Source organism: Kribbella monticola (genome assembly GCF_003261635.1).
GTDB classification, from domain to species: Bacteria; Actinomycetota; Actinomycetes; order Propionibacteriales; family Kribbellaceae; genus Kribbella; species Kribbella monticola.
Genome location: NZ_QFXK01000002.1, coordinates 47909 through 71400 on the forward strand (window position 1 = coordinate 47909; position 23492 = coordinate 71400).

At 68.8% G+C, this 23492-nt stretch carries 22 protein-coding genes; 10 read left to right on the top strand and 12 right to left on the bottom strand.

Going from position 1 to position 23492, the window contains the following annotated elements; genetic code table 11:
• Positions 1–56: 56 nt before the first annotated feature.
• The 3 genes from DIZ26_RS38070 (at position 57) to DIZ26_RS00815 (ending at position 3577) form a co-directional block, all read left to right on the top strand.
• Positions 57–950: an SURF1 family cytochrome oxidase biogenesis protein gene (locus DIZ26_RS38070; protein WP_232828065.1), complete on the top strand. Its 894-nt coding sequence runs from the start codon at positions 57–59 to the stop codon at positions 948–950.
• Positions 853–2673, top strand: coding sequence for a glycoside hydrolase family 15 protein (locus DIZ26_RS00810; RefSeq protein ID WP_232828071.1), 1821 nt, complete (start codon positions 853–855; stop codon positions 2671–2673). Before DIZ26_RS38070 ends, DIZ26_RS00810 begins: the two co-directional genes overlap by 98 nt.
• A 139-nt stretch (positions 2674–2812) precedes the next feature.
• The gene (locus tag DIZ26_RS00815) at positions 2813–3577 is read left to right on the top strand and encodes an SDR family oxidoreductase (RefSeq protein WP_232828066.1); all 765 of its coding nucleotides are present in this window, start codon (positions 2813–2815) and stop codon (positions 3575–3577) included.
• Here the strand turns inward: DIZ26_RS00815 and ligD are convergent.
• Complete coding sequence (gene ligD / locus DIZ26_RS00820; protein WP_112236640.1) at positions 3574–4665, bottom strand: non-homologous end-joining DNA ligase; 1092 nt, start codon at positions 4663–4665, stop codon at positions 3574–3576. The two genes, DIZ26_RS00815 and ligD, sit on opposite strands and share 4 nt — an antisense overlap.
• Positions 4666–4825: 160 nt before the next feature.
• Between ligD and DIZ26_RS00825 the strand changes: the two genes are divergently transcribed.
• The 3 genes from DIZ26_RS00825 (at position 4826) to msrB (ending at position 9519) form a co-directional block, all read left to right on the top strand.
• Complete coding sequence (locus DIZ26_RS00825; protein WP_112236641.1) at positions 4826–6421, top strand: M4 family metallopeptidase; 1596 nt, start codon at positions 4826–4828, stop codon at positions 6419–6421.
• Between the two features lie 137 nt (positions 6422–6558).
• Complete coding sequence (locus tag DIZ26_RS00830; RefSeq protein WP_112236642.1) at positions 6559–8964, top strand: lamin tail domain-containing protein; 2406 nt, start codon at positions 6559–6561, stop codon at positions 8962–8964.
• 132 nt (positions 8965–9096) lie between these two features.
• Complete coding sequence (gene msrB / locus DIZ26_RS00835) at positions 9097–9519, top strand: peptide-methionine (R)-S-oxide reductase MsrB (RefSeq protein WP_112236643.1); 423 nt, start codon at positions 9097–9099, stop codon at positions 9517–9519.
• Positions 9520–9621: 102 nt separating this feature from the next.
• Here msrB and DIZ26_RS00840 read toward each other — a convergent pair whose 3' ends face one another.
• Genes DIZ26_RS00840 through hemE form a run of 5 tightly spaced genes read right to left on the bottom strand, consistent with a single transcriptional unit; the run spans position 9622 to position 13757 of the window.
• Entirely contained in the window at positions 9622–10005 is a 384-nt protein-coding gene (locus DIZ26_RS00840) for a VOC family protein (protein WP_112236644.1), read from the bottom strand.
• Positions 10002–10700, bottom strand: a complete 699-nt coding sequence (hemQ, locus tag DIZ26_RS00845) for a hydrogen peroxide-dependent heme synthase (protein ID WP_112236645.1) — start codon at positions 10698–10700, stop codon at positions 10002–10004. Before hemQ ends, DIZ26_RS00840 begins: the two co-directional genes overlap by 4 nt.
• Positions 10697–12121: a protoporphyrinogen oxidase gene (gene hemG / locus DIZ26_RS00850; RefSeq protein WP_112236646.1), complete on the bottom strand. Its 1425-nt coding sequence runs from the start codon at positions 12119–12121 to the stop codon at positions 10697–10699. The genes hemQ and hemG overlap by 4 nt, the downstream gene beginning before the upstream one ends.
• Positions 12122–12142: 21 nt before the next feature.
• Entirely contained in the window at positions 12143–12676 is a 534-nt protein-coding gene (locus tag DIZ26_RS00855; RefSeq protein ID WP_232828067.1) for a GNAT family N-acetyltransferase, read from the bottom strand.
• Entirely contained in the window at positions 12669–13757 is a 1089-nt protein-coding gene (gene hemE, locus DIZ26_RS00860) for a uroporphyrinogen decarboxylase (protein WP_232828068.1), read from the bottom strand. Before hemE ends, DIZ26_RS00855 begins: the two co-directional genes overlap by 8 nt.
• A gap of 83 nt (positions 13758–13840) precedes the next feature.
• Between hemE and DIZ26_RS00865 the strand changes: the two genes are divergently transcribed.
• Together DIZ26_RS00865 and DIZ26_RS00870 are read left to right on the top strand one after the other, a co-directional pair.
• Positions 13841–14443: a DUF3000 domain-containing protein gene (locus tag DIZ26_RS00865; protein ID WP_112236647.1), complete on the top strand. Its 603-nt coding sequence runs from the start codon at positions 13841–13843 to the stop codon at positions 14441–14443.
• Positions 14440–15711, top strand: a complete 1272-nt coding sequence (locus DIZ26_RS00870) for an HRDC domain-containing protein (protein ID WP_112236648.1) — start codon at positions 14440–14442, stop codon at positions 15709–15711. The genes DIZ26_RS00865 and DIZ26_RS00870 overlap by 4 nt, the downstream gene beginning before the upstream one ends.
• 12 nt (positions 15712–15723) lie before the next feature.
• Here the strand turns inward: DIZ26_RS00870 and DIZ26_RS00875 are convergent, their stop codons facing one another.
• Complete coding sequence (locus DIZ26_RS00875) at positions 15724–17091, bottom strand: NAD(P)/FAD-dependent oxidoreductase (protein ID WP_112236649.1); 1368 nt, start codon at positions 17089–17091, stop codon at positions 15724–15726.
• Positions 17092–17191: 100 nt separating this feature from the next.
• On the opposite strand from DIZ26_RS00875, the gene DIZ26_RS00880 reads away from it, so the two are divergent.
• Positions 17192–18010, top strand: a complete 819-nt coding sequence (locus tag DIZ26_RS00880; protein ID WP_157979519.1) for a hypothetical protein — start codon at positions 17192–17194, stop codon at positions 18008–18010.
• Between the two features lie 20 nt (positions 18011–18030).
• Here DIZ26_RS00880 and DIZ26_RS00885 read toward each other — a convergent pair whose 3' ends face one another.
• The gene (locus DIZ26_RS00885) at positions 18031–18777 is read right to left on the bottom strand and encodes a DUF5995 family protein (RefSeq protein ID WP_112236651.1); all 747 of its coding nucleotides are present in this window, start codon (positions 18775–18777) and stop codon (positions 18031–18033) included.
• 117 nt (positions 18778–18894) lie between these two features.
• Here DIZ26_RS00885 and DIZ26_RS00890 point away from each other — a divergent pair, with 117 nt between their 5' ends.
• Positions 18895–19794 (top strand): class I SAM-dependent methyltransferase, encoded by a 900-nt coding sequence (locus tag DIZ26_RS00890; RefSeq protein ID WP_112236652.1) that lies wholly within the window; start codon positions 18895–18897, stop codon positions 19792–19794.
• On the opposite strand, the gene DIZ26_RS00895 is transcribed toward DIZ26_RS00890, so the two are convergent.
• The 4 genes from DIZ26_RS00895 to DIZ26_RS00910 all read right to left on the bottom strand — a co-directional run bounded on the left by DIZ26_RS00895 (position 19772) and on the right by DIZ26_RS00910 (position 23487).
• Positions 19772–21139 carry a mycothione reductase gene (locus DIZ26_RS00895; RefSeq protein WP_112236653.1) on the bottom strand — a complete coding sequence of 456 codons (1368 nt, stop codon included), beginning with the start codon at positions 21137–21139 and terminating at the stop codon, positions 19772–19774. The genes DIZ26_RS00890 and DIZ26_RS00895 overlap by 23 nt on opposite strands.
• A gap of 441 nt (positions 21140–21580) precedes the next feature.
• Entirely contained in the window at positions 21581–22069 is a 489-nt protein-coding gene (locus DIZ26_RS00900; protein ID WP_112236654.1) for a glutathione peroxidase, read from the bottom strand.
• On the bottom strand, positions 22066–22749 hold the full coding sequence (locus tag DIZ26_RS00905; protein WP_112236655.1) for a dienelactone hydrolase family protein: 684 nt from the start codon (positions 22747–22749) through the stop codon (positions 22066–22068). Before DIZ26_RS00905 ends, DIZ26_RS00900 begins: the two co-directional genes overlap by 4 nt.
• Before the next feature lie 57 nt (positions 22750–22806).
• On the bottom strand, positions 22807–23487 hold the full coding sequence (locus tag DIZ26_RS00910; protein WP_112236656.1) for a hypothetical protein: 681 nt from the start codon (positions 23485–23487) through the stop codon (positions 22807–22809).
• Positions 23488–23492 lie beyond the last annotated feature (5 nt).

Consider the following 23492-nt stretch of genomic DNA (forward strand, 5'->3'; position numbering starts at 1 on the left):
GACCAGGGTACGTGGGTGCACGTAGCGCATTTCAGCCGATGGCTTAAGTTCGAACTGTGCCCAGAGCTCCACACAGCGCCTCAAAGACCCTGCTGAACCCCCGGTGGATCGTCACCGCGGTCCTGGTGCTGCTCCTGGCGGGTGTCTGCGTGGAGCTCGGACGGTGGCAACTGCACCGGCTCGACGAGCGGAAATCCCGCAACGAGGTGACCAGGTCCAACCTGGCCGCTCCGCCGGCACCGATCGCGGACATCGTCGGCCCGGACCACGTGATCGGCCAGCAGCACGACTGGCGCACAGTGGTCGTCACCGGCCGGTACGACGCCGCCAAGCAGGTGGTGATCCGCTACCGGAACCTCTCCGATCGGCCGGGCTTCGAGATCGTCACCCCGCTCGAGCTGGACGACGGTACGGCGGTCCTGGTCGACCGCGGCTTCCTGCCTCGTCAGGGCAGCGAACTGGCCCCCATGAGCATCCCGGCCGCACCGAGCGGTGAGGTGACCGTCACGGGCCGTCTCCGTCGCAGTGAACACGGCGGCCACACCAGCGGCGGCGTACCCGTCGACGGCACGGCCCGGCTGATCAACGGACCCGACTTCAGCAAGGCCTTGGGGCTGCCTCTGTACGACGGGTATGTGATCGTGGACAAACAGCAGCCCCCGTCCGACCCTGCGTTCGACACCTTTCCTGGGCCCGAGATCGACAACGGGCCACACTTCTTCTACGCGCTGCAGTGGTTCTTCTTCGCCCTGATGGCCATCGGCGGCTTGGTCTACTTCTCCAGACGGGACGTACAGGATGACAAGTCAGCAGAAGCCGGATCCGGCCACCTCGAAGCCGAGGGCACCGAAGGTGGATCCGGGACGGTCGCGGTCGGCGCTGCCGGACCGGAGGATCGAGGACTACGCGCTGATCGGGGACACCCAGACAGCGGCGCTGGTCTCGACTGACGGCTCGATCGACTGGCTCTGCTTTCCCCGCTTCGACTCCCCCGCCTGCTTCGCCGCGCTGCTCGGCACCGACGACAACGGCCACTGGCGGTTGCGGCCGCGCGACGCCGACGCGAAGGCGAGCCGGCACTACCGGGGTTCGACCCTGGTCCTGGAGACGGAGTGGTCCACGCCGACGGGATCCGTCCGCGTCCTCGACTTCATGCCGCCGCGGGACGAGGCGCCGGACGTCGTACGGATCGTCGAGGGCGTCAGCGGCACCGTGTCGATGCGGTCCGAGCTCCGGCTGCGGTTCGACTACGGGCACGTGGTGCCGTGGGTGCGGCAGGTCGACGGGCAGATCGTCGCGATCGCCGGTCCGGACGCGGTCTCGCTGCGCAGTGACGTCCATCAGTACGGGCGCGACTTCGCGACGTACGCCGATTTCGAGCTCAAGGCGGGAGACCAGGCCTGGTTCGTGCTCACCTGGCACCCGTCGCACCACCCGGTGCCGACGGCAATCGACGCGCTGGGTTCGCTGGAGCCGACCGAAACCTACTGGAGCGAGTGGATCGGCCGCGGCAAGGTTCCCGAGGAGACGTCCGACGAGGTGACCAGGTCGCTGCTGACGTTGAAGGCGCTCACCTACTCGCCTTCGGGTGGGATGGTCGCCGCACCGACCACCTCGCTCCCGGAGGCGCTGGGCGGCGAACGCAACTGGGACTACCGGTTCTGCTGGTTGCGGGACGCAACGATGACACTGTCCGCACTGATTCGCTCCGGATTCACCGAGGAGGCACAGGCCTGGCGCAACTGGTTGCTGCGCGCCATCGCCGGCTCCCCCGCCGACCTGCAGATCATGTACGGCGTGACCGGGCAGCGGCGACTGCCGGAGTTCGAGGCCGGCTGGCTGCCCGGGTTCGGTGGGTCGTCACCCGTGCGGATCGGGAACGCGGCCGCTGAGCAGTTGCAACTGGACGTGTTCGGCGAGGTGATGGATGTGCTCGCGCTGGCCCGGGAGACGCAGATCGGGCCGAGTGACGACGCGTGGTCCGTCCAGCGCAGCCTCATGCGCCATCTCAGCGAGGTCTGGGAAGGGCCCGACGAGGGGATCTGGGAGGTGCGCGGCGGCCGGCAGCACTTCACGTATTCGAAGGTGATGGCCTGGGTCGCGTTCGACCGGGCCGCCCGGGCGGTCGAGCGGTACGGGATGGGCGGGCCGGCCAAGCAGTGGCGGGCGACCGCGGACGAGATCCACCGGCAGGTGTGCGAAGAGGCGTACGACAGCAAGCGGAACACGTTCACCCAGGCTTACGGGAGCAAGGCGCTGGACGCCGCCGTCCTGCTCATCCCCCAGGTCGGGTTCCTGCCCGCCAAGGACCCGCGCGTGGTCGGCACGGTCGAGGCGATCCAGCGCGAACTCACCGTCGACGGGTTCGTTCGCCGCTATCTCACCGAGCACGTCGACGACGGGCTGCAGGACGACGAGGGCGCCTTTTTGATCTGCTCGTTCTGGCTGGCCGACTCGCTGGCGATGATCGGCCGGATCGGCGAGGCGCGCCGGCTGTACGAGAAGCTTGTTGCCTTGCGCAACGATGTCGGGTTGCTGGCCGAGGAATACGACCCGGCGTCGAAGCGGATGCTGGGCAACTTCCCGCAGGCGTTCTCGCACCTCGGCCTGGTCAACACTGCCTTCCATTTGAACGAGACCGAGCACACGCCGCTGCGGCCATCGGCGTACTGAGAGCAACTCGCCGTACTGGGTCCGGCGGCGTACTGCGGGCACTTCGCCGGCTGCATTCGTGAGATCACTGTCCGGCGGGTGAGATCGATGCCACGCGTGGCGGCGCGCGGATCAGCGGGACCTGGTGCGGTACGGCAGGATGGGGTTCGTGGACCTCGGACTTCGCGATCGCACCTACATCATCACCGGCGCCAGCGGTGGGCTCGGCTTCGCCACCGCGAAGGCCCTCGCGGCTGAAGGCGCCCGGCTGGTGATCTCCAGCCGCAACGAGGAGTCGATCGCCCGCGCGGCCGCCGAACTCGGCGACCAGGTGGTCGGCATCCCGGTCGACAACGCCGATCCGGAGAGCGCCGAGCGACTGGCCGCGACCGCGATCGCCAAGTGGGGTGCCCTGCACGGCGCGCTGATCAGCGTCGGCGGGCCGCGGCCCGGGACGGCACTGGACACCGACGAGGCGGATTGGCGGGCAGCCTTCGACAGCGTGTTCCTCGGCGGGTTGCGGATCGCCCGCTCGGTGGCCCGCGCCGGCGCGGACGGTACGTCGATCGCCTTCGTGCTGTCCTCGTCGGTCAAGTCGCCGATCTCCGGACTCGCGATCTCCAACGGCCTGCGTCCGGGGCTCGCGATGGTCGCCAAGACGCTTGCCGACGAGCTCGGCCCGAACGGCGTCCGGGTCAACGGCTTGCTCCCCGGCCGGATCGCGACCGACCGCTTGAAGGAGCTGGACGGCAAGGGTGGCGACCCCGAGGCCGCTCGCCGCGCCGCCGAGAAGACCATCCCGTTGCGTCGCTACGGCACCCCGGACGAGTTCGGCCGGGTCGCCGCCTTCGTCCTGTCCCCCGTCGCCTCCTACCTCACCGGCGCCATGATCCCGATCGACGGCGGCGCGCTCCGCAGCCTCTAGTCCTTCGCCTTCTCGATCCGGTTGCCGCTCTCGTCCCAGTGGCCCTCGACCTTCTTGGAGGGCTGGACGCGCGGCGGTTCGCCGGGCATCTTCGGGTAGTCCGGCGGATAGGGCATCTCACCTTCGCCGAAGTCTCGTTCGTGCTTGGCGGACAGCTCCAGCAGAGAGTCCAGCGAGAACGCCTTCTCGGCCACGGCCGCGTGCAGATCGCCGACCTCGGCGAAGCGGGCCGGCATGGTCAGTACGTCGAAGTCGTCGGGGACGACCTGGTCGACCTCCTCCCAGCGCAGGGGCGCGGAGACCCGGGCGCGTGCGTTCGGCCGGACGGAGTACGCCGAGGCGATCGTGCGGTCCCTGGCCATCTGGTTGTAGTCGATGAAGACGCGTTCGCCGCGCTCCTCCTTCCACCAGTTCACCGTCACCTGGTCCGGCAGCCGCCGGGACAGCTCGCGGCCGACGGCGATCACCGCCCGGCGTGCCTCGACGAACGTCCAGCGCGGCTCGATCGGCACGTACACGTGCAGCCCGCGGCCACCCGACGTCTTCGGGAACCCTTCCAGACCGTGCTCGGCCAGCAGCTCACGCAGTACCGGAGCTACCGCGGCCGCGCTCTTGAAGTCCGTGCCGGGCTGGGGGTCGAGGTCGATCCGCAGCTGGTCGGGTGAGTCGAGCTCCGGGCGACGTACCGGCCAGGGGTGGAAGGTCAGCGTGCCGAGGTTGACCGCCCAGGCGACCACGGCCAGCTCGGTCGGGCACACCTCGTCGGCGGGCCGGCCGCTGGGGAACTTGATGGTGGCGGTCTCGACCCAGTCGGGAGCGCCCTTGGCGACCCGCTTCTGGTAGAACGCGTCGCCCCGGTTGTCCATCCGGGTGGACAGCTTCGCGCCCTCGAACCAGCCACCGGGCCAGCGCTCGAGGGTGGTCGGCCGGTCCCGGAGTGCGCCGAGGATGCCGTCGCCGACCGAGATGAAGTAGTTCACGATGTCCAGCTTGGTCAGACCCCGGTCCGCGAAGTACGGCTTGTCCGGGTTGCTCACCCGGACCGTCCGTCCCGCGACCTCCAGTTCGATTGCCTTCGTCGCCGCCATGCCGGCGACGCTACCGCCCGGCTCGGACCAAAACTGCCGCCAGCGCGCGGAAAGCCAACTTTTCTCAACCTCTGGCCACCCTAGGTGACCGAGCGGTAACGTTCCTGCACCTCGTTCCTGGGGCGTGAGGCCCCCGGGACACTCTTGAAGGAGCGCGAGGATGAACAGATCCGCCCTGCTCGCCGCTGCCACCGCAGTGGCCACTGCAACCGCCCTGGGGCTCACCGGCGCCACTACGGCGTCCGGAGCTCCGAAGGCCGACCCTGTCCCGGCACCGGCCGCAGCGGTCGCCCGGGCCAAGGCCGCCATCACCCACAACCTGGGAACCCTCCGAGCCACCAGCGCCGACACGTTCGCCGTACGGGACGTCATCGTCGACAAGGACGGCTCCACGCACGTGCGGATGGACCGAAGCATCGGTGGACTGCCGGTGCTCGGCGGCGACGTCGTGGTCCACCAGGCCGAGGACGGCTCCTGGAAGGGCGCCAGCCTGACTCTGACGAAGCCTGCCAACGTCAGCCGGACACCGAAGGTCAGTGTCGCGACAGCGACCAGCAAGGCGCTCGGCAAGGGCTACCAGACCGAGGGCAAGCCCACGCTGGTGATCGAGGCTCGCAAGGGCGCACCGCGACTCGCCTATCAGGTCACCACGGTCGGTACGCAGGCCGACGGGACACCGAGCAACATCACCACGACGATCGATGCGCTCACCGGCGCGAAGCTGATCAGTGAGCAGCACATCGAGACGGTGACCGGCGACGGCAAGAGCCTGTACTCCGGCACGGTCGCGATCGACACCACCCCGACGACCGGCGGCTACACCTTGACCGACCCGGTCCGGGGCGGCGGCGTGACCCAGGACGCGCAGAACAAGACCGACTCGATCCTGTGCCAGCTGTTCGGCTTCGGCTGCCCGAAGGCGGTCAACTTCGTCGACGCCGACAACCACTGGGGCACCGGGCTGAACTCCGACCGCGCCTCGGCCGCGGTGGACGCGCACTACGGTGCCGCGACCACCTTCGACTACTACAAGAACGTGCACGGGCGGAACGGCATCTTCAACGACGGCAAGGGTGTCCCGAGCCGCGTGCACTACGGCACGAACTACGTGAACGCCTTCTGGGACGGCAAGAAGATGACGTACGGCGACGGCGACAACGTCGTCGCGGGACCGCTCGTCTCGATCGACGTGGCCGGTCACGAGATGTCCCACGGCGTCACCTCGGCGACCGCGAACCTGACCTACTCCGGTGAGTCCGGCGGCCTGAACGAGGCCACCAGCGACATCTTCGGCACGATGGTCGAGTTCTACTCCAACAACACCAGCGACCCCGGCGACTACTACATCGGCGAGGAGATCGTGAAGGACCGGCCGGCCCTGCGGTACATGGACAAGCCGAGCAAGGACGGCAACTCGCCGGACTGCTACTCCTCGGGCGTCGGCAACCTGGACGTGCACTACTCCTCCGGTATCGCCAACCACTTCGTCTACCTCGCCTCCGAGGGCAGCGGCGCCAAGACGATCGGCGGCCTGCCGCACGACTCGCCCACCTGCAACGGCTCGACGGTCGCAGGCATCGGGCACGACAAGGTCGGCAAGATCTGGTACCGCGCGCTGACGACGTACTTCACCACCGGCACCACTTACGCGCAGGCCCGGACCGCCACGCTGAACGCGGCGACCGACCTGTACGGCGCGAGCAGTGCCGAGCGCGCCGCCGTCGCGGCCGCCTGGTCGGCCGTCAGCGTCAACTGACCCCCTGACTTCGCCGGGTCCTGTCCCACTGGGGCGGACAGGACCCGGCGAAGGTTCACCCGTGTGGTTGCCGGGAGTTTCAGCTGTTCACCCGTTGGGCCTTGGCCCGGCCTGGTACGGGTGTGAGAATCCGGCTCATGTCTGCCCAGAACCGATCACGGCGCCGCCTGGGCGCCCTCGTGATCACTTCCAGTCTCGTCGTGCCAGGAGCTGCCGTGATCGCGGCCGCGCCGGCACTCGCTGCCTCGTCCACCGTGGTGATCACCGAGGTGTACGGCGGCGGCGGCAACTCCGGCGCTCCCTACACGAACGACTTCGTCGAGCTGACCAACAACAGCAGCTCCCCGGTCGACCTGACCGGCTGGTCGATCCAGTACGCGTCGGCCGCCGGCACCTCGTGGACCAACAAGATCGCCCTGACCGGCAGCATCGCTCCCGGCGGCGTCTACCTGGCCCAGGGCGCGTCCGGTGGTACCAACGGCCAGCCGCTGCCGGCCCCGGATGCCACCGGCACCGTGAACATGTCGGCCACTGCGGGCAAGGTCGCCTTGGTCACCTCCACGACGAGCCTGACCTGTACGACGGCCTGCGCCACCGCGGACGGCGTCGTCGACTTCGTCGGGTACGGCGGCGCGAACGACTCCGAGACGAGCCCTGCGCCGGGCACCTCGAACACCACCTCGGCGACACGCAAGGACCCGACCAAGGACGCGGACAACAACGGCACCGAGTTCGCGGCGGCCAACCCGTCACCCAAGACGCTGACCTCGACCCCGCCGGACCCCGACCCGATCGACGCCAAGATCCACGACGTCCAGGGCGCCGCGCACCGGTCGCCGCTGACCGGCAAACTCGTCGGCAACGTCACCGGCGTGGTCACCGCGAAGAGCGGCAACGGCTTCTGGTTCCAGGACCCGCAGCCCGACGACAACCCGGCCACCAGCGAAGGCGTGTTCGTCTTCACCAGCTCGGCCCCGACCGTTGCTGTCGGCGACGCCGTGACGGTCAAGGGCACGGTGGCGGAGTTCCGCCCCGGCGGCTCGGGCGGCACCACCAACCTGACCACGACCGAGATCACCAACCCGACGGTCACCGTCACCGGCACGGCGCCGGTCCCTGCGGCGACCATCGTCGGCCCGGGCGGCCGCGTGCCCCCGTCGACCGTGATCGACGATGACTCCACGGGCGATGTGGAGACCACGGGCACCTTCGAGCCCGCCACCGACGGCCTGGACTTCTGGGAGTCGCTCGAGGGCATGTGGCTGGGTATCAACTCTCCTGAGGTAACTGGCCCAACCAGCTCCTTCCGTGAGCTTTCCGTAGTACCGGCTGGTTCGAGTGTCCGGACCGTGCGCGGCGGCATCCTGCTGCAGAAGACCGACAGCAACCCCGAGCGGATCCTGCTCGACGACGTGCTGGCTCCCGTCCCGGACGCCAAGACCGGTGACAAGCTCGCGGCCGCCGACGGATCCCCGACGGTGACCGGCGTGCTGGACTACGGCTTCGGCAACTACAAGTTCCAGGTCACGCAGACGCCGACCGTGATCGACGGCGGCGTACAGCGCGAAAAGACGACGGCCTCCTCTGCTCTCCAGGTCTCGGTGGCGACGTTCAACGTCGAGAACCTGGACCCGTCCGACGGCCCCGCCAAGTTCGACGGGCTGGCCCAGGCGGTGGTGAAGAACCTCGCCGCACCGGACATCCTCGGCCTGGAGGAAGTGCAGGACAATGACGGCGCGGTGAACTCAGGCAGCACTGCCGCTGACCTCACCCTGAACACCCTGGCCACCGCGATCGTGAACGCGGGCGGCCCGAAGTACGCGTGGCGGCAGATCGACCCGGTGAACAACGCCGAGGGCGGTGAGCCGGGCGGCAACATCCGGGTCGCGTTCATGTACCGCACCGACCGGCCGGTGAAGTTCGTCGACCGGGCCGGCGGCGGTTCGACCACGGCGACCACGATCACCACCGACCGGTTCGGCCGGCCGCACCTGAGCGCGTCACCGGGCCGCGTCGACCCGGCCAACCCGGCCTGGGCGGCCACCCGGGTCCCGCTGGCCGGCGAGTTCACCTGGCTCGGTCAGTCGCTGTTCGTGGTGGTCAACCACTTCAGCTCCAAGGGCGGCGACGACCCGCTCTGGGGCCGGTTCCAGCCGCCGGTCCAGTCCAGCGCGCCGAAGCGGCACCAGCAGGCGCAGGCCGTGCGCGACTTCGTGGACCAGATCCTCGCCAAGGACACCGGCGCAAACGTGATCGTGCTCGGTGACCTGAACGACTTCGACTTCTCCGAGACCGCGGACATCCTGATCGGCTCGGGCAAGACGAGTTTGATCAGCCTGCCGAAGACGCTGCCGTTGCCGCAGCGGTACAGCTACGTCTTCGAGGGGAACAGCCAGATCCTCGACCAGATCCTGATGTCGAAGAACCTGCAGCCGGCGTCGTCGTACGACATCGTGCACATGAATGCCGAGTTCCCCGACCAGATCAGCGACCACGACCCGCAGGTGGTCAAGGTGATCCCGCTGCCGTCCTGGTACCGGTGAGTGACACCGCTCACAGCGCGATGACGGGAGTCTTACGGCGGTCGCTGTGACGGGGTTTCGTTTGTCAGGCCGCCGATAATGGAGAGGAGCCGGTAGACCTTGGGTCGCCGGCTCCTCGACTGAGGAGGACGCATGACAGAGGGCAACACCCGGCAGTACACCGTACAGAAGTCCGACGAGCAGTGGCGGGCCGAGTTGTCGCCGGCGGAGTTCCAGGTACTGCGCAAGGCGGGCACCGAGCGGCCGTTCACCGGTGAGTACACCGACACCAAGACGGTCGGGGTCTACAAGTGCCGGGCGTGTGACGCGGAGCTGTTCCGCAGCGAGACCAAGTTCGATTCGCACTGCGGCTGGCCGTCGTTCTTCGCTCCGCTGGCCGAGGACCGGGTCGAGTACATCGAGGACCACGACCTCGGCATGAAGCGCGTCGAGGTCCGCTGCGCCAACTGCGGCTCGCACCTCGGCCACGTCTTCGAGGGCGAGGGCTATGGCACCCCCACCGACCTGCGCTACTGCATCAACTCCGTCAGCCTGTCCCTGGCTCCCGCGGAGTAGCAACTCCCCTCAGCGCGTCACTCCGTACGACGGGGTGACGCGCTGACCTTTGTCCGGGCGCTGGGCTTCGTCCGGGGCGCTGGGCTTCGTGCGGGCGCGCTGTCAGATCGGGGTGGCGAGGGCTACCGGGTTGCCGTCGGGGTCGGCGATGTAGGCCTGGCGTTCGCCCCAGGGCATGGTGGCCGGAGGCTGGAGGACGGTATAGCCGGCGGCGCGGAATGTCTCCACGTCGCTGTCGACCTCGTCGACGTACACGAAGAGTTCGAAGCGCGGTGCGGTGCCGACGGTGATACCGAGCTGGGCCTCTGGCCAACTGGAGTCGGCAATGCCCAAGGAGGACTCGCCGCGTTCCAGGCCGACGTAGTGCGGCTCACCTTCGAGCGGGAACTGGTAGCGCAGCTCGTAGCCAAGCAGGACGTAGAACTCCACCGACCTGCGGACGCTACCGACGTACAGGACCGGGAAGGCCTTGCGCTGCGTGGTCACGCGAGGTTCGCGACCAGCTCGCCGAGCTCGGTCCGCTTGCCGGTGTAGAAGGGGATCTCCTCGCGCACGTGCCGCCGCGCGGTCGAGGCGCGCAGGTCACGCATCAGGTCGACCATCCGGTGCAACTCGTCGGCCTCGAACGCCAGGATCCACTCGTAGTCACCGAGCGCGAACGACGCCACCGTGTTGGCCCGTACGTCGGGGTAGGTACGCGCCATCTTCCCGTGCTCGGCCAGCATGAACCGGCGCTCCTCGTCCGGCAGCAGGTACCACTCGTAGGACCGGACGAACGGGTACACGCAGATGTAGGCCCGCGGCTCCTCATCGGCCAGGAACGCCGGGATGTGCGACTTGTTGAACTCGGCCGGCCGGTGCAGCGCGAACTGCGACCAGATCGGCGCCAGGTGCCGCCCGAGCCGCGAGCGGCGCAGTGCGTGGTAAGCCTTCTGCAGCGCGTCCGACGTCGGCGCGTGCCACCAGATCATGAAGTCGGCGTCCGCGCGGAACCCCTCGACGTCGTAGAAGCCGCGGATCACCACGTCGTCCGCGGCCAGCTTGCCGACCAGCTCCGCCAGCTCGGCGGCCAGCTCGTCCCGGTCGACGTCACCCAGCGGCGTCTCCACCTTGAACACCGACCACAGGGTGTAGCGGATCACGTTGTTCAGCTCGCGCGCCTTCGGCTTCGTCTCGGTCACTCCGCCATTGTCCCTAACGCGTCCAGGTGAGCCTGCACCTGGGTTGCCGCTTTGCCGGCCGCAGCGACACAGGCCGCGATACCGACACCTCTGTACGCCGCGCCGCACACCGCCAGCCCAGGATGCTCCGCCACAGCGGCTTCAACGCGGTCCACGCGGCCTAAATGCCCTACGGCGTACTGCGGAAGCCCGCCGCCCCATCGAGTCACCAGAGAGGCGACTACGGGCGCGTCCAACCCCACTGCGGAGCGCAGGTCGCCAGCAGCGAGCGCTGTGAGCTCCTCGTCGGAGCGCTGGAGCACGTACTCCTCACCGAGCCGCCCGACCGAGCACCGCAGTACCGCGAGGTCTCCCCCGGCCTCAGCGCTCCACTGCCACTTGGCGTGCGAGTAGGTCGACGCCTTGATCGTGTGCTCCTCCACTGTCGGTACGAGGAACCCAGAACCTGTTGCCGCAGCGGGCCAGTCCTCCTTGCGCACGGCAAGGGTCACGATCGCCATGCTCGCGTACTCGATCGCCGCCAGCTCGGTCGACGCCTGCGGCACCAAGTCGGCCAGCATGCGCCCGGCCGGTGTAGCGGGGACGGCTACGACGACCGCATCGGCTTGCAGGAGAGTGGGCGCGGGCACAGGGCCGGCCTCCAGCGCGTAGCCACCGGATGCCGCACGGCTGATTCGGCGTACGGTCGCGTTGCGTTGCAGCGTGACACCGCGTGCGAGTAGGTCCTTCTCCAGCGCCTCGATGAGTCGATGGATACCGCCGCGGATGCCCGCGAAGACCGGCGCCCCCTCAGCGGCGCGACGTTGGCTCAGCTCGCGCAGCTCGGCGGTGGCCGCCAGCAGGCTCGGGGCGGTCTTCAGCTTGGTGAAGAGGTCGGGCACGGCCGCGGCGAGCGAGATCTCGTCGGCCCGGCCGGCGTACACACCTCCCAGCAGCGGGTCGACCAGCTTGTCGGTCACCGCCGAGCCCATGCGTTCGGCGACGAAGCGGCCGATCGCTACGTCCTCGGTGAGCGCCGGCTCCGGTAGCGACGACTCGGCCGCCACCGTCGCGGCAGCCTCAGCACCCAGTACGTCGACAGTCGCGTCGGCCGAGGTCGGCACACCCATCACCGTCGGGGGGATCGCGCGGATCCGGTCGCCGATCCACAGCCCGGCCGAGGTCGTTGCCGGATGCACCACGTCGTCGGCCAGCCCGACAGCCTTGATCAGGTCGACGGCTTCGGGACGACGAGCCAGTACGGACTCGGCACCCAGGTCGACCGGCACACCCTCCAACTCGGCGCCCGCCAGCTTGCCGCCCAGACGCGGAGACGACTCCAGCACGGTGATCCGGGGCGGATTCGGCCCGGTCGCCAGCGCGTACGCCGCCGCCAGCCCGCTGATCCCGCCACCGACAACGACTACCGACCTAGGCTCCACAGGCCCATCACATCAGACTGCTCAACCGTCCAGCTGACGGGTGTAGAAGACCTGGGGCCGGTCGCCCGTCGTTGGCTCGCCGACCTGCACGAAGCCGTTCCGCTCCAGCACAGCTCTCGAAGCTTTGTTGGCGGCGCTCGTGCCTGCTCGCAGCTCGGTCAAGCCGTAGTCGCGGGCCGCGAGGATGCACACCTCACGCACGGCCGCGGTCGCGAGTCCACGACCGGTTGCACGCTCCGCGATCCGATAGCCGAGCTCGGCGGAGCCATCGGCCACGTCGACCAGATTCACCCGCCCGATCACGCAGCCTTCGTCGTCCACCAGCACATGGAAGTGAAGCTCGCCCGCCTCCTGGTCGGCGACCAGCGCAGCGTGCCGCTCACCGAACTCGGCGAAGTAGTCGTCACCGCGGTCGGCGATCCGCGCCGCGAAGTAGTCACGATTCTCGACCTCGAACGCGAGCACCTCGTCGGCATGGCCCGCCCGCAGCCGCTCAAGCTGAACCCCCGGAGGAAGCCCACCACCGCCGATTGCCGCGGCCTCTGTTTCAGGCACGGGTTGTTGACTTTGCGTGTACCGCCTTGACCACCCGGTGCAGGACCTCGGGGTCGGCGGTCGGGGGTACGCCGTGGCCGAGGTTGAAGATGTGGCCGGGGGCCGCCTTGCCCTCGGCAAGGATCCGGTCGATCTCGGGCTCGATGGATTCCCAGCCCGCGACGAGCAGGGCCGGATCGAGGTTGCCCTGGACCGGCTTGGGCGATCCGCCGGCCGCGGCGATCCGGCGTACGGCCTCGTCGAGCGGGACTCGCCAGTCGACCCCGACCACGTCGGCACCGGCTTCGCTCATCAGACCGAGCAGCTCACCGGTGTTCACCCCGAAATGCAGCCTCGGTACGCCGTACTGCTCGAGCGCTGCGAACACCTTCGCGGAGTGCGGCTGCACGAACCGGGCGTAGTCGCGCGCGGACAACCCGCCCGCCCACGAGTCGAAGAGCTGGATCGCCGAGGCGCCGGCCTCGATCTGGATCGACAGGTAGGCGATCGCCACATCCGCGAGCCGATCCGCCAGCGCATGCCACAACGAAGGATCCGAGTACATCAGAGCCTTGGTCTTCGCGTGGTCCTTGCTCGGCCCACCCTCGACCAGGTACGACGCGACCGTGAACGGCGCGCCCGCGAACCCGATCAGCGGCGTACCGCCGAGCTGGGCCTTGAGCTCCTGCACCGACTCGGTGATGTACGAGACGTCGGCGGGCGTCACCGGCCGGACGGCGGCCAGGTCCGCGGCGGACCGGACCGGCGACGCGACGACCGGGCCGACTCCCGGCTGGATCTCCAGGTCGACGCCGACCGCCTTGAGCGGCAGCACGATGTCGGAGTAGAAGATCGCCGCGTCGACGCCGTAACGGCGTACCGGCTGCAGCGTTATCTCCACGACGAGGTCGGGTCGCATGCAGGACTCGAGCATCGTGATGCCTTCGCGGATCGCCCGGTACTCCGGCAGCGAGCGACCCGCCTGGCGCATGAACCAAACAGGTGTGTGCGGCACGGGTTCGCCCCGGGCGGCCAGCAGGAAGGCGGACTCGGCAAGAGCCTCGGTAGCTACGGGTGATTGAGAAGATTGCGTCACGGGCACGAGACCGATGATCCCATGCCCGGATGCCGTCACCGGCGCGTCGTCACCGGCGTCGGTGAGTAATCAGTCGTAGGCTGCGAAGCATGGGTGCCCGCAAGCAGGTCGACGCGCCACCCGCGGAGTTCGCCGAGGCCTTGACGCAACTGCGTGAAGCTCGGTTCCGGCCCGAGGTTTTCGTCGAGGAGATGCCCGCACCGCAGCGGATCGCACCGCACGCGGCCGCGGTCAGCGCCGATGTGACGGTCGACGGTGACGATGTCGCCACCGGCCGTCTGGTCGTCCTCTACGACCCGGCCGGGAACGACGCCTGGCAGTCGACCTTCCGCTGTGTCGCGTACGTGCGTGCTGCCGTCGAGCCGGAGATGGTGACCGACGCGCTGCTCGGCGGCGTGGGCTGGACCTGGCTGATCGAGGCTTTGACCGACCGGGGTGCCGACTTCCTGGCCCCGAGCGGTACCGTCACCCGGGTGGTATCCGAAAGTTTCGGCGGGATGGCCGACGACGACGCGACGGCGGAGATCGAGATCCGCGCGTCCTGGAGCCCGGTCCCGGGCCAGGACGGCGCGGTCGACGTGACCCAGCACGCCGAGGCCTGGGGCGAGGTGCTCTGTACGGCGGCGGGCCTGCCGCCGGTTCCGCCGGGCGTCGTCGCGATGCCGACCCGGCGCGGTCAGCGGGGCCGATGAGCCCGGCCGAGACCCAGCAGCAGCCGCCCGTCCCGGACGACCCGACCGAGAACCTGCCACTGCTCGAACTGCGCGACGGACTGTCCGAGGTGATCGAGACCGACGCCGCGCTGGCCGAGGTCGTCGAGGCCTTCCGCGCCGGCACCGGCCCGGTCGCGGTCGATGCCGAGCGCGCCTCGGGCTATCGGTACTCCCACCGTGCCTACCTGGTGCAGCTGCGCCGGGAGGGTTCGGGCTCCGCGCTCGTCGACCCGATCCCGTTCGGGGACCTGTCCGCGCTCGGTGACGCGATCGTCGACGCGGAATGGATCATCCACGCCGCCAACCAGGACCTGGCCTGCCTGGCCGAGGTCGGGATGGTGCCGCGCAAGGTGTTCGACACCGAACTGGCCGGCCGCCTGCTCGGATACCCGAAGGTCGGCCTGGCCTCGCTGGTCAGCGAGGTCCTGGGCTACAAGATGCGCAAGGAGCACTCGGCCGCCGACTGGTCGACCCGCCCACTGCCCGGCCCGTGGCTGGTCTACGCGGCCCTCGATGTCGAGATGCTGATCGAGTTGCGCAACGAGATCGAGGCCGAGCTCCGCCGCGAAGGCAAGTGGGAGTGGGCCGAGCAGGAGTTCGCCGCGATCCTCGCCGCGCCGCCCCGCGAACCCAAGCCGGACCCGTGGCGCCGTACGTCGGGTATGCACCGGGTTCGCAACCGGCGCAGCCTGGCCGTCGTGCGCGCCTTGTGGGAGGCCCGCGACCAGATCGCCGCGGCCGCCGACATCTCCCCCGGCCGGATCCTGCCGGACGCCGCCATCGTCGAGGCCGCAGCCGCGATGCCGGCCGATCGGGAGACGCTGCAGCGACTGACCGCGTTCAAGGGACGCGGCGCGCACCGGCACATGCGGACCTGGTGGGAGGCGATCGACCACGCCCGTCGCCTGCCCGAGTCGGAGCTCCCCAAGCAGGGCCCCCGGTACGACGGTCCGCCGCCGGCCCGCGCCTGGGCCGACCGCGACCCCGACGCCGCCGCCCGGTTGTCCGCGGCAAGGTCGGCCGTGAGCGAGATCGCCGAGGCACACCGGTTGCCGACGGAGAACCTGCTGTCACCCGACACGATCCGGCGGCTCGCCTGGACTCCCCCGGCCGACGCCGATCTGGCGGCCGTAACGACCTTCCTCCGCGAGCACAACGCACGGGAATGGCAGATCGCCCTGACCGCCGAGGTTCTCACCGAGGCGCTCGCCACCGAGGCACCCGCTCCGCCTGAGTCGCTCGACTGATTTCTCAGCTGCTCATCGCGCCGTGCCGACGCGAGGGTGCTGGATCGTTTCGCCGGAGCTGACCGGCGAGCGACGAGCGTCACGTAGTACGCGGATGATGATGTCCGGGCGCAGCAGCACCGTCGGGGGGACGGCCAGCTGCAGCACTCCGTTGAAGGCGCGTGCCACGGGGACGGACACATGGGCGGCGCGGATGACCATCCCGAGGTAGCCGTTCAGCTGGGCGGTACCGCGTGGACGTGCCCCTACCGTCGCGGGGTGTCCGAAGTCTCCGCCGACGGCGATACGCCAGGGTCCGTCGATGACGCGAGCGGCCTTACGGTGGAATCTTCGGGGCAGCTCCGGCGAAAACAGGCCGACACCCTGGGCCTCCTCCTTCAAAGCCCGGGCCTGCAGAGCCGCCGATGACATGCCCTGACCGTAGATCGGGTCGAAGCTGCTCGAGGCATCGCCGAGCGTGACGAGACCTGGCAGCAGTGGTGTCTTCTCGTAGTGGCGTCGCTGGCTCGACGGGAACCGGTACGTCGAGATCTCGGAGACGCGCTCGCAACGGTTCACCAGCTGACCGACGACGGGACTGGGCAATGAGTCGGCGAAGGCTCGCATACCGTCCTCGTCGGCGGGCGGGACGTCGCCGTGCACCCCCGCCAGCGTCACCTGCCAGCGATCGTTCTCCACCGGCAGCACCGATCCGGCACGGAAGCTGCCCGGATTGTCGACGCAGGCAACGAAACCGCCGTCGAGATCACCCGGCGACCGGCGCATCTGGAAGGACGCGTAGCCGATGTCGATGCCGATCCGGGTCACCGGTGGCGCGAGCAGCCCGGACGCTGCCAGGTCGTGCGCGATGCGTGAGTTACGCCCCGAGCAATCGACGACCAGATCGGCCGCCCGGTCGATGCCGTCGGCCACAACCCCTGTCACGCGCCGCCCTCCGACGGTGTCCGGTCCCTCGACGACGACTCGCTCGACCAGTACACCGTCCTCGATCCGAACGCCGGGAAGGGCCGCGACTCGCGCGCGGATCACGTGCTCGAGCAGCGGACGGGTCATGCACAGCACCGGCGGACCCCAGTCGCCTCGAGCGCGGTAGGCGCCGCCCTGGTAGACCCATGCCCCCTGTCCGTCGACGGGCACCGCTCCGAGCGACTCGAGCTCCTCCCCGATACCGGGAAACCACTCGCGAAGCAGAGCCAGACCGGCTGCCAGCAGGAGATGCTGATGGCGACCCTGCGGCACATGCCCCCGCGGTGCGACGGCATCCGTCAACCGTTCGCGCTCCAGTACGACGACCGATGCAGCCTGGTGGGCCACGGCGCGCGCTGCGAGCAGACCCGCCACACTGCCACCGGCGACGATCACCTTCCCCTGTGCTGCCACCCGCGCCTCCAGCTCGTCGTCTCCAGGCTAAGGGCTCCGTAATCGACGGGGGGCTTGACCGGCGCGAGTGCCAGGTCGATCGTCGAGGGAGGGGGATTCGATGAACGCTTCTGATGATCGGGTGCTGCGGTACACACGCGTGCTGTCGCTGTGCATCGTGCCGTTCCTGTTGGCCGGGTTCGTGATTCTGTACCTGTTCCCGCTGCACACGGCGCGACTGTGGGCCTGGCCGCTGCGACCGACGATGACCGCGATGGTGCTCGCCTCGGCGTACCTCGGCGGCGCGTACTTCTTCGTCCGCGCGGCGTTGGAGCGGCGCTGGCACGTCCTGGCGCCCGGGATGTTGGCGGTCACGGTGTTCGCGTCACTGCTGGGAGTGGCGACCGTGCTGCACTGGGGCAAGTTCAGCCACTCGAATGCGGCTTTCTGGATCTGGACAGCTCTGTACTTCGCCGCGCCGCCCCTCGTGTTCGGCGCCTGGTTGGCCAACCGCCGTTACGCCGACAACCCGGACGACTTACTCCCTCGGTTCGTGCGGGCCGGCATCGCGGCGGTCGGCGTACTGGCTCTTCTGCAAGGGGCGGCGATGTTCCTGTCGCCGTCGACGTTCCTGGATTTGTGGCCGTGGGCACTCACCCCGTTGTCGTGCCGGACGTTGGCTGCTGTGTGGTGCCTGGGCGCCGCCGGTCTCGGAATCCAGCGCTGGTCGACGTTGCGGCGGATGCTCGAGGTCGAACTGGTGATGGTCGGCTTGATCCTGCTCGCGGCGTTGCGGGCGCATGACCAGCTCGACTCCTCCAAGCCTTTCGCTTGGCCGATGCTGATCGGTTTCTCGGCGTTGTTCTTCGCCTCGATCGTGCTGTTGTCGCGGCAGGTCCGGCTGCACAGGACCGTCAAGCGCCCGACCGCGATCAATTGACACGTACGCAGTACCGGTGCTCAGGCCGGCGGTGGGAGTACGACGCCGAAGCCGGCCACGGCCAGGCGTAACAGGACCTGGCCCGGGGCGAGCAGGTCGGCGATCTTCGCGGCGCTGAGCAGTTCTAGCTCGGCGAGCCGGACCGCGTAGGCCTCGGGCGAAATCAGCCGCGCGTGATGAAGCTCGACGGTGTTGTGCCAGACCTTCCGCCGCGACTCCTGCAGGAATCGCTTGGACGCCCGTTGATTGAGCGGTCTGAGGGCACGATCCAGCAGGGTCCGTGCCGACTTGGTCGCCAGCTCGGCGTCCTCGGCTGCCACCCGATCGGCGAGTACGCCGTCGATCCGCTCGTGATCGCGACGCCTGCTCTCCAGCAGCGCCGGGTCGTCGAACTGCTCGACCGGTATCACTGCCAGCAATGCCTGCGGCAGGTCGTAGTTGACGTGCGCATTGATGCCCAGCAACACTTGCCGCAACGGCGGCAGGTCCGCCGGCGCATCGAAGGCCAGCCGCCAAGGCCGCGACACGCCCGCACCGCCGGACCGCTCTGCGTCGAAGGCTTTCAGATACAGGTCGGCGAAGACGACGTCCCAGGCCTCGACCCACTCCGGATCCTCGAACACTCCCCGGTCCACGGCCCCCGCCACCGCGGTCGTCGTCCGCTGATAGGTCGCGAGGAACTCCCGCCGCGTCTCCTCCGCCGGCGTCAACGTGTCGAGCCGCTCCTGCAGCGCCGCAACCACCGCCTCGATGCCGCCGTGTCCCATGACTGTCAGTATCGGCGCGTTTGGCTGTTTCCGGGTCTTTTTCCGGAAACAGCAACAATTTCCAGAAACAGCAACAAAAGTTGCCGGGTGTCGGCGTACTGGCGCAGGCTCGTCCGCATGAGCACAGACACCACCTCCGGCCACGGGCACGGACATGGTCACGGCCACGGGCACGACACCGAGCTGGACTGGGAGGCGATGGCCGACAACCTGGAGACCAACGGCGAACTGCATCTCCCGGCCCTTCGCAGTACGGCGTCGCGGCTGGCCGAACTGCTGACGCATCCCACCCGCATCTTCGACATCGGCAGTGGACCGGGCGTGATGACGTGCGTGTTCGCCGAGATCTTCCCGACCGCCGAAGTGGTCGCCGTCGACCCGACGCCCGGCCTGCTCGACCGCGTCGTCGCCCGCGCCGACCGGCTCGGATTCGGCCGGCGGGTGACCACCGTCCAGGCCGAGCTACCGGGTCTGCCCGGAAGCCTCGGGTCGGCCGACCTGGTGTGGAGCAGCCGAGCCGTGCACCACCTCGGCGACCAGCAGGCCGCGCTGCAAGAACTGGCTGGCGTACTACGGCCTTCCGGCGTACTCGCTGTCTCCGAGGCGGGCCTGCCGATGCGCTATCTCCCGCGCGACATCGGCATCGGCCGTCCGGGTCTGCTGGCGCGGCTCGACGCTGTCCAGGAGTCCTGGTTCGAGGCCATGCGGGCCGAGCTTCCCGGCTCGATCTCGGTGATCGAGGACTGGCCCGCGATGCTGGCCGGCGCGGGGCTGACCGACGTACGAAGCTTCGCCACCCTTCTCGATCTCCCGGCGCCGCTGACCGATGCCGCCCGCGGTTACCTCCGCGAGCACCTGAGGCGCCTCCGCGACACGATGACCGAAGCTCTGGACGAGGACGACCACCGGACACTCGGCGTACTGGTCGATCCGGACGCTCAGGAAGGCATCCTGCGCCGACCTGACGCCTTCCTCCTCAGCGCCGATTCGGTCTTCACCGGGCGAGCTTCTGGTTGAGGTCGCGCAATGCGTTGCTGATGACTTCGGTGAGCGCGGGGTGGATCCAGTACGGCCGCTCGGCCAGCGACCGAGTGTCGACGTCCAGCGTCATGGCGACGACCAACGGCTGGATCAGGGTTGCGGCCTGCGGACCCATGATGTGCGCGCCCAGCAACCGCCCGGTACGGCGATCAGCGAGCACCTTGCAGAAGCCGGTGGTGTCCTCCATCGCCCACCCGTAGGCGACATCCGCGTATTGGTGGCTGGCGGCAACATAATCGCGCCCCGCCTCCCGGCAGTCCTGCTCGGTCGCCCCCACGGACGCAATCTGTGGACTAGTGAAAACGGCAGCCGGTACGACGTCGTGGTCGGTCGCTCGCAGGTCGTCGTGGTGCAGCAGGTTGTGAGCGACCACCTCGGCCTCCCGATTCGCAACATGCTTCAACGGGTACGGCGAACAGATGTCGCCGAGCGCATAGACGCCGTCGGCATCGGTTCGCTGATACTCGTCGACGACGATCCGGCCGTCGTCGTACGTCTTGATCCCGGCTTTGTCGAGATCGAGCCCGTCGCTGTTCGGCGTCCGGCCCACGACGACCAGCAGAGTGTCGGCCTCGACGACCGCCCCGTCGTCGAGGACCAATCGGAGGGCACCGGGTTCGCCTTCGAGCTTCTTCAGTTCGCGCCCGAGCCGAAGCTCGAACCGCTCCCCCGCCAACTCTGTAAGGGCTTTCGCGACGGCTTCGTCCTGCGGGCCGAGAAGACGCTCGGCCTGTTCGACGATGACGATCTCGCTGCCGGCCGCCGCGAAGACCTCAGCCAACTCGGCGGCGATGTAGCCACCACCGAGAATCGCGAGCCGGTGTGGTGGCGTGTCGATCCGCATGATGGTGTCGGAGGTTTCGTAGGGCAGCCCGGATTCGCTGACGGGCGGTGGGACCGTCGGACGCCCACCGGCAGCGATCACGATCTGATCGGCGTGCACGGGGGTGGACCCGAGCTGCAGCGACTTGGGGCCGAGGAAGCGCGCGTGATCGCGATAGACCGTGACGAAGTCGCTCTCCTCCCGGCCGGCACGACCGTTTGCCTCTTCGGCGTCGAGGCGGTTGAATACGCGGTCCCGGAGATCTGTCCATCGGAGCCGGAGTAGTTCGGCGTCGACGTTGTACCGCCCGGCATCACGGACGGTTCGGGCGATGTCGGCGGCGTAGACGAGCATCTTGGAGGGGATGCAGCCGTAGTTCAAACACGTCCCACCGAAGCGCCGCTCCTCAACGATGGCGACGTCGAGCTTGGAGAACGCGTCGGTGATGACGAGATTGCCTGAGCCCGCGCCGATGACGATGAGGTCGTGATGCCGCATACCTGCTCTGGTACCCAACATCGCGCGGGGATGACATGAAGGGCCGAACGACCGCATCTCACCTCAACCGGCTCGCCTTCAACCAGGTGCGACGCAGGAGCAGCAAGTACGCGGGCGGGCGACCTGGGCTCCAACCACAGCACCGCAGACAGCAACCCCCTCGGCGCACCAGCTCGCCTTCGACCAGCTGCGACGCAGGAGCAGCAAGCCCCGGGGCGGGTGGGCAGGAGCCGCCGACGTAGGAGGCAGGCGACCCGGGCTCTCACCACGGACTCCCGACAGCATCCACCTCGGCGCGGCGGCTCGCCTTCAACCAGCTGCGACGCAGGAGCAGCAAGTACCGGGGCGGGTGGGCAGGAGCGCGCCGACGCAGGAGGCGGCGACCGGGGAAAATCACTCGAGCGCCGGCGATTACCTCGCCGGCGCTCGTAGTACGGAACTTCAGGCCGTCAGCTGCGTCTCGATGGCGTTGACGACCTCGTCCGACTCGGGCTGGGTCTGCGGGCGGAAGCGGGCGGCGACTGTCCCTTCCGGGCTCACCAGGAACTTTTCGAAGTTCCACTGGATGTCGCCGGCCTCGCCGGCTGCGTCCGGTGTCGTGGTGAGTTCGGCGTACAGCGGGTGGCGGTTCTCGCCGTTGACCTCGAGCTTGGCGAGCATCGGGAACGTCACGCCGTACGTCGTGGAGCAGAACGTCTCGATCTCTTCGGCGGTGCCGGGCTCCTGGCCGCCGAACTGGTTGCAGGGCACGCCGAGCACCGTGAAGCCGCGCGACGCGTAGCGCTTCTGCAGGTTCTCCAGACCTTCGTACTGCGGGGTCAGGCCGCATTTGGAGGCGACGTTGACGACCAGCACCGCCTTGCCCTTGTAGTCGGCGAGGCTGGTGTCCGCACCGGACAGGGTTTGCAGCGGGATGTCGTACAGGCTCATCGAGGTCCTCGATCGGTTGGGAGGTGGCGGGACAGGAATTCGGTGGTGCGCTGCCACGCCAGGGCCGAGGCCTCGGCGTGGTGGAAGGCCGGGAGCGGGTTGTCGAACGCGTGGTCGGCGCCCGGGTACCGGTAGATCTCGTTCTCGGGGGTGTCGATCGCCTTGATGATGCGATCGAGGTCGTCGCCCAGATAGGCGTCCGCTTCGCCGAAGTGGTGCAGGCTCGGTGCGTCGACCTGGAGGTCGAGCAGGCGCGGCAGAGCGGACCCGTAGTAGCTGACGAGTACGTCGGGCTGCGACACCGCGGCGACGTTGTACCCGAGCCCGCCGCCGAAGCAGAAGCCGACGATGCCGACGCCCTCGTCGCGGCCGCGCAGGTACTCCAGGGCGGCAACGGAGTCGGACACGGCGAGGTCCCAGTCGACGCGGCTCATCACCGCGACCGCTCGCTCGAGCAGGTCGGGTGCGGACTCGTCCAGCTCGGTGTCGTCGAGGCGCCAGTAGATCTCGGGGGCCAACACGTAATACCCGAGCGCCGCCAGGTCGAACGCGCGCTGCTGGATGTAGTCCGAGACGCCGAAGATCTCCTGCAAGAGCAGGATCCCGGGTCCGGTGCCGCTAGTAGGTTCCCAGATGTGCACCGGCATCAGTCCGGTACCAGTGTCGATCTCCAAGGTCACAGAGTGAGCCTACGTCGGTGCACACGTCACCGCCGTGAGAACCTCGCCACAACCGCTCTAGTGAGTGCGCGTCGACTCGCGTTCGACCTCCACAACAGTAGGTTCCACGACCACTGGAGCTGGCATCCAGCTCTGCGCCTCGGCGATCGCCGAGCTCAGCAGGTCGAACAACCGGTCGTCGGCGTTCGACACGCAGGCCTGGGAGATGCCTTCGACAGCGCACGACACCGCTCGCGGCGCCGTACGACGGCTGTAGTCGGCGCGACCCCGGCGTGCCTTCGCTGTGAAGGTCCTCGCCCACTTGGCAGCCGCAGGGACGGCCTCCAGTGCTGCTTGCGACTCCGGCTGCATGCTGTCGAGCGGTCGCCCATCCAGCTCGGCCAGGTGGCGCTCCCCCACCAGCAACGCGACAGCGAGCACGTACTGCCGCTCCTGCGACACCACGGGCAGCGCGTGCTGGATGCACCGGGCAGTGATCCGCGGTACGACGCGTGGGTCGTCCGGGGTCAGCCCGATGACCGACGGGATCAGCGGAGCGAGCCGGGCGCGCCCGGCGTCCGTCGTACAGTCGTTGACGTCGCGGGCGACTCCGGCGAGGAGTGGGTGCGTGCAGGCCGGGTGGTCCGACCAGGGTTCACCTGCGAGGTACGAGGCGAACTCCATGAAGCAGGCGCCCTTGCGGGGGTTGCGGTGCTTGCCCCGGGACAGCACCGGGACAGTCAGTTCGTGTTTGTCCATTACTT